12 protein-coding genes are annotated in these 14,325 nt (G+C 54.0%); 7 read left to right on the top strand and 5 right to left on the bottom strand.

Going from position 1 to position 14,325, the window contains the following annotated elements; all coding sequences use genetic code 11:
• Window positions 1–469, top strand: a 469-nt coding sequence (locus tag ADICEAN_RS16455) for a DUF4421 family protein (protein ID WP_040397694.1), incomplete at its 5' end; no start/stop codon positions are given.
• Window positions 470–534: 65 nt separating this feature from the next.
• On the opposite strand, the gene ADICEAN_RS16450 is transcribed toward ADICEAN_RS16455, so the two are convergent.
• The 4 genes from ADICEAN_RS16450 to ADICEAN_RS16435 form a co-directional block, all read right to left on the bottom strand.
• Window positions 535–1,029 carry a SixA phosphatase family protein gene (locus ADICEAN_RS16450; RefSeq protein WP_009196777.1) on the bottom strand — a complete coding sequence of 165 codons (495 nt, stop codon included), beginning with the start codon at window positions 1,027–1,029 and terminating at the stop codon, window positions 535–537.
• Window positions 1,030–1,131: 102 nt separating this feature from the next.
• Complete coding sequence (locus tag ADICEAN_RS16445) at window positions 1,132–1,677, bottom strand: AP2 domain-containing protein (protein WP_009196776.1); 546 nt, start codon at window positions 1,675–1,677, stop codon at window positions 1,132–1,134.
• Window positions 1,678–1,837: 160 nt separating this feature from the next.
• The gene (locus ADICEAN_RS16440; RefSeq protein WP_009196775.1) at window positions 1,838–2,845 is read right to left on the bottom strand and encodes a glycosyltransferase family 9 protein; all 1,008 of its coding nucleotides are present in this window, start codon (window positions 2,843–2,845) and stop codon (window positions 1,838–1,840) included.
• Entirely contained in the window at window positions 2,842–4,551 is a 1,710-nt protein-coding gene (locus ADICEAN_RS16435) for a helix-hairpin-helix domain-containing protein (protein ID WP_009196774.1), read from the bottom strand. The genes ADICEAN_RS16440 and ADICEAN_RS16435 overlap by 4 nt, the downstream gene beginning before the upstream one ends.
• A 214-nt stretch (window positions 4,552–4,765) precedes the next feature.
• Between ADICEAN_RS16435 and ADICEAN_RS16430 the strand changes: the two genes are divergently transcribed.
• From ADICEAN_RS16430 to ADICEAN_RS16420, 3 genes are all read left to right on the top strand, one after another.
• Window positions 4,766–6,328: a hypothetical protein gene (locus tag ADICEAN_RS16430; RefSeq protein WP_040397691.1), complete on the top strand. Its 1,563-nt coding sequence runs from the start codon at window positions 4,766–4,768 to the stop codon at window positions 6,326–6,328.
• A 121-nt stretch (window positions 6,329–6,449) separates the two neighbouring features.
• Complete coding sequence (pyrR, locus tag ADICEAN_RS16425) at window positions 6,450–6,992, top strand: bifunctional pyr operon transcriptional regulator/uracil phosphoribosyltransferase PyrR (RefSeq protein WP_009196772.1); 543 nt, start codon at window positions 6,450–6,452, stop codon at window positions 6,990–6,992.
• A 3-nt stretch (window positions 6,993–6,995) separates the two neighbouring features.
• Entirely contained in the window at window positions 6,996–7,922 is a 927-nt protein-coding gene (locus ADICEAN_RS16420) for an aspartate carbamoyltransferase catalytic subunit (RefSeq protein WP_009196771.1), read from the top strand.
• Between the two features lie 78 nt (window positions 7,923–8,000).
• On the opposite strand, the gene ADICEAN_RS16415 is transcribed toward ADICEAN_RS16420, so the two are convergent.
• The gene (locus ADICEAN_RS16415; protein WP_009196770.1) at window positions 8,001–8,375 is read right to left on the bottom strand and encodes a hypothetical protein; all 375 of its coding nucleotides are present in this window, start codon (window positions 8,373–8,375) and stop codon (window positions 8,001–8,003) included.
• A gap of 181 nt (window positions 8,376–8,556) precedes the next feature.
• Here ADICEAN_RS16415 and ADICEAN_RS16410 point away from each other — a divergent pair, with 181 nt between their 5' ends.
• The 3 genes from ADICEAN_RS16410 to ADICEAN_RS16400 all read left to right on the top strand — a co-directional run.
• Window positions 8,557–9,930 carry a cystathionine beta-synthase gene (locus ADICEAN_RS16410; protein ID WP_009196769.1) on the top strand — a complete coding sequence of 458 codons (1,374 nt, stop codon included), beginning with the start codon at window positions 8,557–8,559 and terminating at the stop codon, window positions 9,928–9,930.
• A gap of 474 nt (window positions 9,931–10,404) precedes the next feature.
• Window positions 10,405–12,117 (top strand): sensor histidine kinase, encoded by a 1,713-nt coding sequence (locus tag ADICEAN_RS21475; RefSeq protein ID WP_152426476.1) that lies wholly within the window; start codon window positions 10,405–10,407, stop codon window positions 12,115–12,117.
• Window positions 12,118–12,238: 121 nt separating this feature from the next.
• The coding region (locus ADICEAN_RS16400) for a hypothetical protein (protein WP_040397686.1) at window positions 12,239–14,325 on the top strand (2,087 nt) is incomplete at its 3' end.

The raw sequence follows: 14,325 nt of genomic DNA, 5'->3' as shown, positions 1-14,325 counted from the left end.
CGACTCCCTGCTGCTGCCCCGGCCCTTTTTTGCAGCCGAGACGGAGGCCGAACGGGTGGAGGAGGTAAAAGTGCACCATGCCTCGCTCATGACGGGCTATGCTCATACGTTTGTGCTGGGCAAGTTTTACCTGATGACCTCCCTGGCCCTGGGCCCCGAGCTGCAGCGGCGCAGTCTGTTGGGCGAAAGCCAGCTGGAAATAGATCAGTGGACTACCGAAGGGCGTCTGCAACTGCAGGCCGCTTTTGGCTACGACGATCACAAATATTTTTGGAACATAGCCTACAACAGCCAGCGCCAGCAGTACGAGCTGGCAGGCCTGGGAGTAAGTGTGAATACCAATGGGGTGCGCCTGCTGGTAGGGCGGCGTTTTGCCGAATTTGGCTTGTTGCGAAAGATCCGAACTACCGGCTTGTACCAGCGCCTGCGGCCAAACGATACACCCGCTGCTGATCTGGACGCCCAGTGATCCGCGGCTTGTTCAGAACCTAGAGTTCTGTTACTCCACTCAGAAATGGCATATGGCTTATGCAGTTAGAGATTCTTGGGGTACTGATAGGTTTCAAAGGTGGCCTCATCCTCCCGGGCCTGCTGCCAATCTTCTACCGCAAAGGAAACTGCTACAAAACCGCAGGTGGGTATATTCTCCGTTCTGAATTGTGGGCTAAGCCGGTTGGCAAAGTCGGTGAGGCCGGGATTGTGGCCTACCAGTAGCAGCCGGTCTATGCTGGCATCACACTCTCGAACCAGCTTCCAGAGTGCGGTGCTATGGGCATGGTAAAGCCGGCTGTCAAGCTTCAGCCTATCTGCCGGAAGCTGCCAGGCTTCCATAATAGGGGCGATGGTTTGGCGAGTGCGAACCGAATCACTGCACAGGATGAGCTGAGGGGCCTCCAGATTGTCAGAAAGCCATTTTCCCATTTTGGGACCGTCTTTAATGCCCCGTTCGTTTAGCGGGCGCTCATGATCGCCCAGGGAAGGATCATCCCAGCTGGATTTGGCGTGGCGAAGCAGATACAGCGTTTTCATATCCTATTTGAAAAAGTAGTGGGTACACTATGAAAAAAGCACCTGTCGGGCAGGTGCTTAAGGGGTTTCCCGAAATGGGAAAAAGCTACATACGCCCTGGAATCAGGCTTTTTGCTTTTCGATTACGTTTAGGCTACGGGTTTTTCCAAAGAGCTCGATCGATTTTTTGTTATACGCCAGCGCGGCTTCTTCGGGAGTATCGTACAGGCCCAGGTTAAAGCGCTTACCATCTTTGTAGATCACAGCGCGGTATTTCTGGTTGTCCTTAACGATGCCTCTATAGCCCAGAGGGTTGTCGGTCTTGCGGGTATTGCGTGTTACATGGCTAAAGGTAGTCCACTCCAGGTTTTTGGTGCGGCAATCAAGCCTGTCGCCATTTTTAAGAATTACAAACAGGCGCTTCTCGGTTTCGGGCTTATCTACAAACTTTTCGGCTACCAGTTTGTGCAGGTAAATGGTTTCATTGCGGTAAGAACCATCCTTATTGAGCCAGTTCTTCTGAAAAAAAGCATAGCCGCTGGAGTGCAGGCGCAGGTGCTTGAGAAAGCCTACGGTATTGAGGTATTCATTGTTGGTGATGTACTCGTAGGTTTTGTCATCTACAATGGCTGTTTTGTCAGAGTTCTTAAGTTTCAGTTTGTATAACATGATGATGGCAGGTAATAAATTTTTTTACTAATGATTTTACCAACGCACTGCGGCCAGGCTTCGCTAGAAACTGATAGGCAAAATAAGGGCTGATGCTGTTTTAGATCCCAGGTATCAACGCTAGCTCGCAACAAAATGTTTCGTCTTCCGAACAAAACATTTATGGCAGGTAGAAATCAAGATTTATGCCATTCATGCACAGAAAGTGCTGCCGGGGGCATTTGTTATACCCTATTTTTGAGCAGGGGCGGCAAGAAAGCCCTTTTTTTTCTAAAACGGTAAACTTGGTACGGTAGGGGTACATTCCAAATTCGGGAATTGTATTCCCCCAAATGGAAAAAATGGGCCGCTTAAAGGCCGCTGCTACATGCATCAGGCCCGTATCATGGGTAAACACATGGCTGGCCTGCCGCACCAGCGATGCACTCTGATTGAGATTGAATTTGCCGCAGGCATTAAAGATCAGGGTCTTTTTGCCCAGCTCCTTTAGCCCCTCTTCGTAGGGCTGGGAATTTTGGCGCTGCTGAAAGAACGCCTCGATCTGTTCGCCATTGGCAGCATCTTCCTTTCCGCCCAGCAGCACAATGGGCTTATTGATGCGGTCACAAAGCTCAATCATGCGGGGCAGGGGAAGTTTCTTGGTGTTGTGCTGGGCGCCCAGGGCGTAGGCTACATAGCCCCTGCGGTGGGTCTCGGGCAGCCAGTCCAGGGGCACCTCATCCTGCTCGGGTATAAAATAGTCCAGGCCAAGCTCATCTTGCTTTACCCCCAGGGGGGCGGCAGCGGCCATGTAGCGGTCCACAATGTGCACGTTGGGCAGGCGGTTGATCTTAAGATTAACGGCCAGCCATTTCTCTGTGTTCAGCTTATCAAAGCTGTAGGCTTTTACCCCCAGCCGGCGCTTGATCAGGGCGGTGCGCAGGTTATGGTGCAGGTCTATGATGTAGTCAAACTTTTCGGTCCGCAGCTCCTGCAGCAGGGGTTTCAGTTCGCCCTCCAGCAGGTGCAGCTTATCAATGTAGGGATTGGCGCTAAGGATACCGGCAAAACCCTTTTTGGTGCAGTAGTGCACCTGGGCATCGGGCAGCTGCGTTTTAAGCGCCCGCACCACCGGGGTGGTCAGCACAATATCGCCGATGGAGGAGAATCGGATCACCAGTACTTTCATAGCTGCTGCAGGGCTTTTTGTTTGCGGGCCTCAAAATGGGAGGCAATTGCCTCCAGGGGTTGCGCATTAAAGCAGCGCTCGGCCGTGAGCCCCCCTTTGCGGGCCACCAGTGTGCCAAAGTACATATCATGGAAGCCGGCGGTTTCGTGGGCGTCGGGATTGATGCTGATCATGACTCCCTGCTCCTGGGCATAGCTCAGCCAGCGCCAGTCCAGGTCCAGCCGCCAGGGGTTGGCATTTACCTCAATGATCACCCCATGGCGGGCGCAGGCGTCTATGACGGCCTTATGATCAATGGGGTAGCCGGCCCGGCGCAGGAGCAGACGGCCGGTAGGGTGCCCCAGCATGGTAGTAAAGGGGGTGGCTATGGCGGTTAGCAGGCGCTCGGTGGCTTTCTCCAGGCTCATGTTCAGGTTGGCATGGATGGAGGCCACCACAAAATCAAACTCGGCCAGCTGGTCCATGGGGTAGTCCAGGCTGCCATCGGCCAGAATATCGCTTTCAATCCCCTTAAAGATCCGGAAGGGGGCCATTTCCTGATTAAGGGCGTCGATTTCCCGATGCTGCTTGCGTACCTGCTCGATCTGAAGGCCGCCGGCATAGTAGGCCGACTGGCTGTGGTCGCTGATGCCCAGGTACTGCAGGCCCATGTCCCGGCAATAGGCGGCCATTTCCCGCAGCGTGTTTTTGCCATCGCTATAAGTGGTGTGGTTGTGCAGGCTGCCGGTCAGGTCGGCGTACTCGATGAGCCGGGGCAGCTTTTCCTCGGCGGCAAGTTCCAGCTCGCCCAGACCCTCCCGCAGTTCGGCAGGGATATAGGGCAGGCCTGCGGCTTCGTAGAGAGCCTCTTCGCTGGGGTAGGGGGTGGCGCAGGCCAGTTGCAGCAGCGTTTGGCCATTGGGCAGGGGGGTGCCAATATGGGCATCGGAGCCGGTAAGCACCAGCAGCTGGCTGGCAAACGTAGTAGGATCGGTCACATGCACTTCCAGAGGCAGCTTGCTGTCGCGCAGCTGGCCCCGCCAGGCGTAGGGCCCGCAGCAGGGGGTGTTGCTTTCCAGCTCCTCCAGTCCATTGAGTACCTCCCAAACCTCCTGTGCCTGCTGGTGGCCTACCACAAAGCACAGGCTGTTGATCACTTCCAGGCAGCGGCGCATTTCGCCCGCCCATTCGGTGAGCGGAAAGTGCTGCCGCAGCAGCTCCCGCAGCTTTTCGGCCTGGGGCAGCAGGTCGGCATAGCGCAGGCGGCCCTCATTTTCGCGGGCAAAGAGCAGGGCTTCCTTTATGGTCTCCTGGGTTTTGGCGCCAAAGCCCTTTACCTTGGCCAGCTTGTTTTCTTTGCAGGCCTGCAGCAGGGCCTCGGGATCGGTAATGCCCACTTCCTGCCATATCTGCGCCACTTTTTTGGGCCCCAGGCCCTTGATGCTGAGCATGCGCAGCACCCCATGGGGGGTTTTGGCCAGCAGCTCTTCCAGCAGGCCAAAGCTGCCCCGCTCCAGAATCTCCTGAATGTTGGCGGCAATGCTTTTGCCAATGCCCTGAATGGCGCTGATCTCCTGCAGCGATAGCTGGTGCAGGGGTTCATTGAGGCGCTCCAGCGGAAAAACGGCATTTACATAAGAGCGGATCTTGAATTGGTTTTCGCCATGCAGTTCCAGCAGGGTGGCAGCCAGGCGCAGTTGGCGTATAATGGTTTTATTGTCAGTCATTATCAGGACATAAGGGGGTGGTGGCAGGGGTACAAAGGTACAGGCTGCGGCTACAAATTGGGAATTTAAGGGGGTATTTTAAACCCCACTTGCACAAATGTGCGGGCAGGCTGCCGAACTTTTCTGAAAATAAGCACCCGGCTTTGTACAAATCCTTTCCATAATGTGTTATCTTTTAGTAAACATGCCAAAGCCGCCTGTTTCCCCTGTGTTTATGAAGCATCTGTATACTACCATCCTATGTCTGCTGCTTCTGGCGCCATTTGGCACTACGGTGCTGGCCCAGCTGAAGCAGCCCGCCCGCCTGGAGCTGGAAATGAGGGAGGAAGATGAAGAATTTTATGTAGTGCCGGCCGGTCATGACGGGGTGTTTGTGCACCAGCAGGACCGCAAGGAGACCAACTACACCAAAACCGTGCATACCCTCTATATGTACGATACCACCCTGAACGAACGCTGGAAAAGCCGCCTGGAGATTGGGGCCCGGGTGACCTATCGGGGCTATGAGTATGCCAACGGAAATGTCTTTCTGCTCTTTACCGAAACCCGCAACCGAACCGAAGATTACCACCTCTTTGTGATCGATGCCGAAACCAGCTTTATACGGGGCTACAAGATCCAGAACGAGATGCCGCTGGAGCTTACGGAATTTACCGTGCTGGAAGGCCTGGTGCTGGTAGGGGGCTATGTAAACTACCGGCCGGCCGTTTTTGCCTACGATCTTTCCAAGGAAGTACTGCGCGTGCTGCCCGGGCTCTACCTCAACAACAGCGAGCTGCTGGAGCTGAAGGTCTCACCCGAGCAAAAAACCTTTACAGTGCTCTATACCGACCAAACGCCCGATAAGCAAAAGACCATAGGCTCCAAAACCTATAATGAGCTGGGCGAGCTTGTCTTTGAATACCGCCTGAAACCCGAGCGGGACAAGTACCTGCTCTATGGCCGCACTACTTCCTTTGACGATGAGGCGGTGCACATAGCCGGTACCTATTCCAACTCCAACTCCAAATACAGCAGGGGGGTGTTTGTGGCCAGCATTGCTACCGATGGCAGCCAGCGCATCAACTATTATGATTATGGAGAGCTGCAAAATTTTTTCTCCTACATGAAAGACAAGCGCCAGAAACGGGTGCAGGAGCGAATCAAGCGGCGCATGGCCCAGGGCAAGAAAGCCAAATTCAACTACCGCCTGCTGGTGCATGATGTGATTGAGAACAACGGCAACCATATTCTGCTGGCCGAGGCCTTCTATCCAAAATACGCCAACCGGCCGGCCAGCCCCTATTTTGATTCGTCAAGGCCCAGTGCCTACCAGGGCCAGTACCTGGAGGGCTACAAATACACCCATGCCATCATGGTGGGGTTTGATACCAAGGGCAAGCTGCTGTGGGACAATAGCTTTGAGATTTCAGAGGTAACTACCTACCAGCTGGATAAGCTGGTGCATGTGCAGCCCGAGCAGGACTACACCGTTCTGCTGTACAGCTTTGAGGGGGCGGTAAAAAGCAAGATTATCCGCAACGACCGGGTGCTGGAAGATAAGAACGAAGAAAAGATTGCCCTGCAGAACAGTACCGACCAGGTGCCGAATCCGGAATACGGCACCACCAAGCTGGAGTCTTGGTACGGGCCCTATTTCTTCGCCTATGGCACGCAGCGCATCCGCACCAGTGGCAGCCCGGCCCTGCGGCAGGGCCGCAAGGTGTTTTATATCAATAAGATCGTATACCAGGCCGACGAGGCCCTGCTGGAAAATGCCCGCAGTGATGCCCGCTAGGCACCCCTGAGCGGGTAGGGCGCCTGGCATAAGATAATCGGACAGGAAAAGAGAAGGGGGCTTCGGCAGAGCCCCTTTTTTTATATATTTGCCTCTGGCGCTGCAGGAACACACCAGCTATATGCAAACACGAATCATTTTAGAAGGCGAACGGCTCAGCATCACCGTACGCCGGCTGTGCGAGCAGCTGATCGAGAACCACGGGCAGTTTGCCGATTCCTGCATCCTGGGCCTGCAACCCCGCGGCCCGCAGCTGGCCCGGCGCATTCACCAGCGGCTGCAGGAGCAAACCGGCCTGAGCATCCCCTATGGCGAGCTGGATGCCACCTTCTTTCGGGATGATTTCCGGCGGAGGGAAAAGCCCCTGCGGGCCAATACCACCCATGTACCCTTTATCATCGAAGACAAGCGGGTGATCCTCATTGACGATGTGCTGTACACCGGCCGCAGCGTACGCGCTGCCCTGGATGCCATGACCGCCTTTGGCCGGCCCCGCGAAGTAGAGCTGCTGGTACTCATCAACCGCCTTTACAGCCGGGAGCTGCCCATAGAGCCTACCTATGTGGGCAGCCATGTAAATACCATCAGCAGCCAGAAAGTACTGGTAGAGTGGCAGGATGAGCCTGCAGGAGAGAACCGAGTATCCTTAATCGAAAACGCCTGATTCATGACGCAGCACCTGAGCGTAAAGCACCTGTTGGGGATCAAGAACCTTAGCGCCGATGACATTCGGCTGATCCTGGATACGGCCGACGATTTTAAGGAAGTGATCAACCGGCCCATTAAAAAGGTGCCTTCCCTGCGTGATATTACGGTGGCCAATGTGTTCTTTGAGAACTCCACCCGCACCCGCCTGAGCTTTGAGCTGGCCCAGAAGCGTCTTTCGGCCGATGTGGTTAACTTTTCGGCCTCCAATAGCTCAGTGAAGAAAGGTGAAACCCTGCTGGATACCGTCAATAACATCCTGTCGATGAAGGTAGACATGATTGTGATGCGCCACAGCAGCCCCGGGGCCCCGCACTTTCTCTCCCGCCACATCAAAGCCAATATTGTGAATGCCGGAGATGGCACCCACGAGCACCCCACGCAGGCCCTGCTGGATGCCTACTCCATCCGGGAGCGGCTGGGCGAAGTAGGGGGGAAGAAGGTGGTGATCATTGGCGATATTCTGCACTCCCGCGTGGCGCTGTCCAATATTTTCTGCCTGCAGAAGCTGGGCGCCGAAGTTATGGTGTGCGGGCCCAATACGCTGCTGCCTCGCTACATCCGGGAGCTGGGCGTGCAGGTAGAGCTGGATGTGGACCGGGCCCTGCAGTGGTGCGATGTGGCCAATGTGTTGCGCATCCAGATGGAACGCCAGCAGGCCCGTTATTTTCCCTCCCTGCGGGAATATTCGCTCTACTTTGGCTTAACCAAGGAACGCCTGCAGCGGCTGGGCAAAGAAATTGTGGTAATGCACCCCGGCCCCATCAACCGGGGGGTGGAGATCTCTTCAGACGTGGCCGATGCGCCCAACGCCATTATCCTGGATCAGGTAGAAAACGGCGTGGCGGTGCGCATGGCGGTGCTATACCTGCTGGCCCAGCAGCAGTAGCGGTTACCATGGGGTAAAAAATAAAGAAGCAGCAGATGCCCGGCGCCTGCTGCTTCTACGATTGGTGCTTATTAAGCCTTATTCCCTGTTGGAGTTGGCATCTGGTGAGGTGCGGGGCTTGCTGGTGGTCTCATGCCGGGTTACATCATTCATGCGTTTGATGATGTCATCAGTATCGGTATCGGCATAGGTGCCGTAGGCATTAGAAATGTAGCCCTTGGTGCCATCTTTATCCGCAATGGCATAGAGGATACCCATATACTCGGGGTCGCTCTGGCCCTCAAACCGGTACTCGTTCTCGATCTTCATCTGGCTGGGGTCAAACTGTTTGCCTTCGCGGTCATGCAGCTTACCCTTATTCACAAAAAATTCGGTGGTATAGCCTGAGTTTCTAAGATCTTCTATTACGCTCAGCATTGGGGACATGCGCCCCTGTTTATCGTCCATTCCCATGGTAGTCTGTTATTTAGGGTAAAAAAATCTGGTTCTGTATTCTGGTATAGAAAAGAAACTACTTTTTAGCCGGCTCTGTTTGCCAAATAAGCGAAGCCCTGCCGGCAATCTACATCAGTAACTCTTCCTGATATGGTATTTACGGGCAAGTGCTTACCTTTGTGCCAGAAAACAAATTAAAATGTACTATAACTCCATTATCGATACCATTGGCAATACGCCCCTGGTAAAGCTCAATAAAGTAACCCGCGGTATCAAGGGCACCGTGCTGGCAAAGGTAGAATACCTGAACCCCGGCAACTCCATGAAGGACCGAATGGCCATTAAAATGGTAGAAGATGCCGAAAAAGCCGGGCTTCTGAAGCCAGGTGGTACTATTATAGAAGGAACCAGCGGCAATACCGGCATGGGGCTGGCCCTGGCAGCCATTGCCAAGGGGTATAAGTGTATCTTTACCATGGCCGACAAGCAGTCGATGGAGAAGATCAACATTTTGCGGGCCATGGGCGCCGAGGTAGTGGTGTGCCCCACCAATGTAACGCCCGAAGATCCGCGCTCCTACTACTCTATTGCCAAAAAGCTCAACCAGGAGATTCCCAATTCCTTTTACCCCAACCAGTACGATAACCTGAGCAATGCCCAGGCCCACTACGAAAGCACCGGCCCGGAGATCTGGCGCGATACCGAGGGCAAGGTTACCCATTATGCGGCAGGGGTAGGCACCGGCGGTTCCATGAGCGGCACGGCCAGGTACCTTAAGGAGCAGAATCCGGCCATTGTAACGGTAGGCATTGATACCTATGGTTCCGTATTTAAGAAGTATAAAGAGACCGGCGAGTTTGACGAAAAAGAAATTTACCCTTACCTGACCGAGGGCATTGGCGAAGACATTCTGCCCAAGAATGTTGATTTTAGCCTGATCGATCATTTTGTGAAGGTAACCGATAAGGATGCCGCCATTATGACCCGCCGCCTGGCCCGGGAAGAAGGCATGTTTGTGGGCTGGTCCTGCGGATCGGCCGTATACGGAGCCCTGGAGTGGGCCCGCCAGCACCTGACAGAAGAGGATATGATGGTGATCATTCTGCCCGATCATGGCACCCGCTACCTCAATAAGATCTACAACGATGAGTGGATGCGTGCCCACGGCTTTCTGGAAAGCCAGGAATTTGCCACCGCTGCCGATATTCTGCGCAGCCAGAACGGCAACGGGAAACTGACCACCATTGATCAGGAGGCTACCATAGCACAGGCCGTTCGCCTGATGGATGAGCTGAGCATTTCACAGCTGCCGGTAACCAGTGGCGATGCCTTTGTAGGCAGCCTGACCGATAAAATCCTTATCTCGAAGATCCTGGAAGAACCCAACTTAAAACAGCAAAAGGTAAAGGAAGTAATGGATGCTCCCTTCCAGTTTGTGGGTCTTAACAATACACTCGATGTGCTTTCATCTGTGCTGAAAGACCGCCATCAGGCGGTGATGGTTCGGGACGAGCACAACCAGGCTCACATTATAACCCAACATGATATCCTTAAAACACTAATGGATAAGTAGGAAACCCCTGCTATACAGAAAGCCCTGCCACATGGCAGGGCTTTTCTATTTTGAGGACAAGCAATGTACTAACATTTATTACAGACTTCCCGGCACGCAAGGTAAACAGAAGGGTTGATGCTTTTCTGAAGGCTAAATTCTGGCATCTTTTATCATTTTTCCAATGAATAGTGAGATTTAGCGGTGTATATCCCTGTAAAATGGGGGGGATCAGGGAAAAGCCCGGGCTAGGGGTAAACCCTTAAAAGGCATAGGCCCCCCCTCAGTCTGAAAAAAAAAGTAAAAGTCTGTCCATAAAATCCTGAAATGCCCCCTATTTCTTACGCCGGTTCGGCAGGGGGTGCCGGGCATCAAGTGCCATAAAATACTTTAAGAGTGTAATATTGTAGTGTGAGTCGCAGACTACTTTATATATTATCCCTGTTTTTAAGCCTTTGCTTCCAGCAACCGCTTGCTGCCCAACAGCAATTGGAGGTGCGGGTACAGGACCAGCAAAAAAGAGCTGTGCCGGGTCTGCGTGTTTCCATACAGAATAGCAACTACGTTAGCACCGACCAGCAGGGCCAGGCTTCTGTGCGCCTGGAGGGTGACCTGCGCCTGCCTGTGCGGGCCGAGCTGGAGGACGAGCGCTGGGAGCTCCTGCGGGCAGAATATTATGAGGCTAGCAAACGGGTAATTGTGCTGGTGCGCCGCATGATTATGCCCAATGAGATTGTGGCCATTCAGCTGCTTGATTCCTTAAACCAGCCCCAGCCCGGGCTGGTCATTGGCATTGAGAATGCCAGGCTTACCACAGATGCCGGCGGAATGGCGGCCTTGGCGCTGCCGGTTTCTGCCAATGCCCAGCTGCAGCTGCCCGATGGCTATCGCCTGCAGAGCCGCCAGCTCATTGCCAGCACTCATACCCTCAGTCTTATTCTTAAGAAAGAAGACAAGCTGCAAGACCCTGTAGCCGCCGCAGAAGCCGATCTGCTGGTAAAAGCCTACGAATCTGACTTTGAGCGGATCTCGATGCAGATAGAGCAGGACAGGGCCGTATACGAAGAGCGAAATGAAGAAGTGCGGCAGGAGATCCTGAAGATACAGGAAAAGCTGGCTGGCGAGGATATTACCGATACCCAGCGGGCTGAGCTGCGGGGCTACCTGCAGGGGCTGGAGAAGACACTTGAGCAAAACTCGGAGGCCATGCGCCTGTCGGAGCAGCGTACCAAAGATGCCCTGCTGCAGCTGCGCAACCTGCTGGTAGAAAAAGACTCCATCAGCCGGGTGGCGCTGGGGCGTATTCAGCAGATTGAGGCCGAAAAGGCCGTGGTAGAAGAAGCCTTCCGTAAAAAGCTGCTGGTATTTGCCGGTGTAACGCTGGGACTGCTGCTGCTGCTGGGTGTGGTGTACTTCTTTGCCTTTAAATTTCGCCAGCAGAAAAACTGGCTCAAAGAGGTAAACAAGCGCCTGAAAGCCGTACAGGCGGAGCTAACCCAGAATGTACACGAGCTTAATCTGAAGAAAGCACAAATAGAAGATCACAACCAACAGCTCGAGCTTTTCGTCTACAAGGCGTCGCATGACATTAAAGGCCCCCTGCGCTCCATAATGGGACTAACGCAAATAGGGCTCAATGATGTTAAGGACACTGTAGCCCTGGAGTACTTTGGCCATATCTTTAAAAGTACCCGTCGCCTGGACAATTTGTTAATGGATCTTCTTAAGCTCACTAAAGTAAAACAGGCAGAGGTTGAGCGGCAGGAGATCAATGTACATAGCATGTTGCAGGAGATCATTCAAAGCTTTAGCAATATCCGCCACTTCAATCTGGTAAAGATTGAGCTGGACCTGCCAGAAGATCTGGTGATGGTTTCGGATGAAAAGCTGCTCTACTCTGTGCTGCAGAACTTTGTTGAGAACGGTATTAAGTACTGTGATCCCTACAAGAGCGAGCCCTACCTGAAAATAGCCGTGGCTCAGCAGGAGAGGGGCACCGTATTTAGTTTCAAAGACAACGGCCTGGGCGTTCCCGAAGAATACCTGCCCAAGATCTTTGATATGTTCTTTAAGGTGGACCCCTCCTCCGACGGTACCGGCCTGGGGCTCCACATTGTAAAACTGACCATCGAGAAGTTAGGAGGAAAGCTGCAGGTACGCAGCCGGGTGAAAGAAGGGTCTACGTTTATCCTTACTCTGCCTACCTAAACCTATGCGTAACTTACTTTTATGTGCGTTACTAGTACTTTGTGGCGCTGGTGCATCATATAGCCAGACCGTTAGTTCCAGAGATAACCATACTGGTGCCTGGAGCAGGCGTTCCAGTTGGATGCAACAGTGGGCCGGCATTACCACTACCACCCCCCTGCCTGCCGGAACCATAAACGTATGGGGCTACCTAAGCCACGGTACCCTGAGTACCGGCGCCAGCATGACCCTTACAGGCAGTGGAAATGAGCTAAGGGTACATGATACCCTACGGATACACGGAAATTTGGTAAATACACAATATGCCCACCTGATCATTGAAGCAGGGGGGGTATTGGTGGTACATGGCAATTACGACCAGAACGACTGGGCCAGGCTCACCATCCGGGGCAAAATGATTGTACTGGGTGAGCTTAAGCTCCTGGGCAGTACCAATGCCACCAATACCGGTAGTCTGTATGTGGGAGGTTCCTCCAGTACCGGAGGCTGGGAGCTGAATGTGAAAACCCTGGCAGCTCTGGCGACTGAAGATCCTTACACCTCTTATTTTGTAAATACCAATGTGATCAGCAGCGTCTGCAGCGGCACTAACTCAGGCACCCTTACCTATACCGGCCTTGGGTCAATTATCCGTTGGGAGTCCAGCACCGATCACTTCAAATCCAATATTCAGCACATTGCCAGTACACTTACCCAGCACACCTATACCAACCTGACAAAAACCACTACTTACAGGGTGTATTACAACAGGGGAGGCGTACTGGGCTATTCCAACGGCGCCACCATTATTACCGAAAGCGCTTCGGCAGGTGGGCAGATCAGCGGACCGGAAGAGATATGCGGCGCCGTAAGTTCGGCTACCTTTAGCCTGACCAACCATACAGGCGCCGTGCTGCGCTGGGAGTGGTCTACCACCTCTAACTTTGCCACCGGCACTGTTGAGACCAAGGTTACAACGGATGAAAGTCTTACCTTATCAGGCATTACCGATTTTACCTATGTACGGGCCGTTGTGAAAAACGGCAATTGCAGCGAGGTCTATAGCGCAACACACTATCTCAAGGCCTATCCCGCCACCAATGGGGGTAGCATAAGCGGGCCGGCAGTACTGTGCCAGGGAGCCAACAGCGGAACTCTTACACTGGGCAGCCACAAAGGCAATGTACTTCGCTGGGAGCGCTCTTCCGATAACTTTGCCACCGATATTCACCCCATCAGCAGCACCTCACCTGAGCTGAGCATCACCAACCTTACCGCCACTAGCTGGTACCGGGCGGTGGTAAAAAGTGGCCCCTGCGACATGGCCTATAGCCAGCCGCTGCGGGTAGAGGTGCAGGAGCTCAAGGGGGGCACCCTTACAGGACCCGGCAGGGTATGTGCTGGCACCAACAGCGGAACGGTGAAATTAGAAGGCTATAGCGGTACCATTATTCGCGGAGAGTGGAGCAATGATGGATTTCAGAGCCATGTTCAGGTAGCTGCCTATACCCAAAACACCTATACCTTTAGCAACCTTACCCAGGATACCTGGTTTAGAGCGGTGGTCAGCAATGACTGCGGCCAGACCTATTCTACAACCCATGTGGTGCGGGCAGACCAGCCCAGCCTGCCAGGCAGCCTGTCGGGCCCATCATCGGTATGCAAAGGCACAAATGCAGGCACCCTTAGCCTTAGCGGTCACAGGGGTGCCATTGTGCGCTGGGAATTCTCAGGCGATAATTTTGTGAACGATCGTCAGACCCTGGCCATCACCGGCAGCGCCTACAGCTTTACCAACCTCAGTGCCGATCGCTGGTACCGGGTAGTGGTGCAAAATGAGAGCTGTGCCGCTGTGACCAGCGCCAGCTTTAGAGTACGCGTGAGTGAACTGGCAGGCGGCACCCTGAGTGGTCCGGCTACGCTCTGCCAGGGGGCGGGAGGTACCCTCACCCTCAGCGGACATTTGGGGTCTATTCTCCGCTGGGAAAGCAGCACCGATAACTTTGCCAGCGCACCGCAGGCCATTACCACTACAGCCAGCACCCATACCTTCAGCAGCCTGGGGGCGAGTACCTGGTTCCGGGCGGTAGTCGGCAATGCCGAATGTGGCCAGACCTATTCGGCCAGCTGGAAGGTAGAGGTAGAGCAGCCAAGCCTGGCCGGTACGCTTAGCGGCACCCAGGCGGTATGCGCCCCCACCAATACCGGCACCCTGCAGCTGCAGGGGCA

This window comes from Cesiribacter andamanensis AMV16, assembly GCF_000348925.1.
GTDB classification, from domain to species: Bacteria; Bacteroidota; Bacteroidia; order Cytophagales; family Cyclobacteriaceae; genus Cesiribacter; species Cesiribacter andamanensis.
Note: the sequence above shows the minus strand (reverse complement) of the source record. Positions and strands in the feature narration are given on the sequence as shown.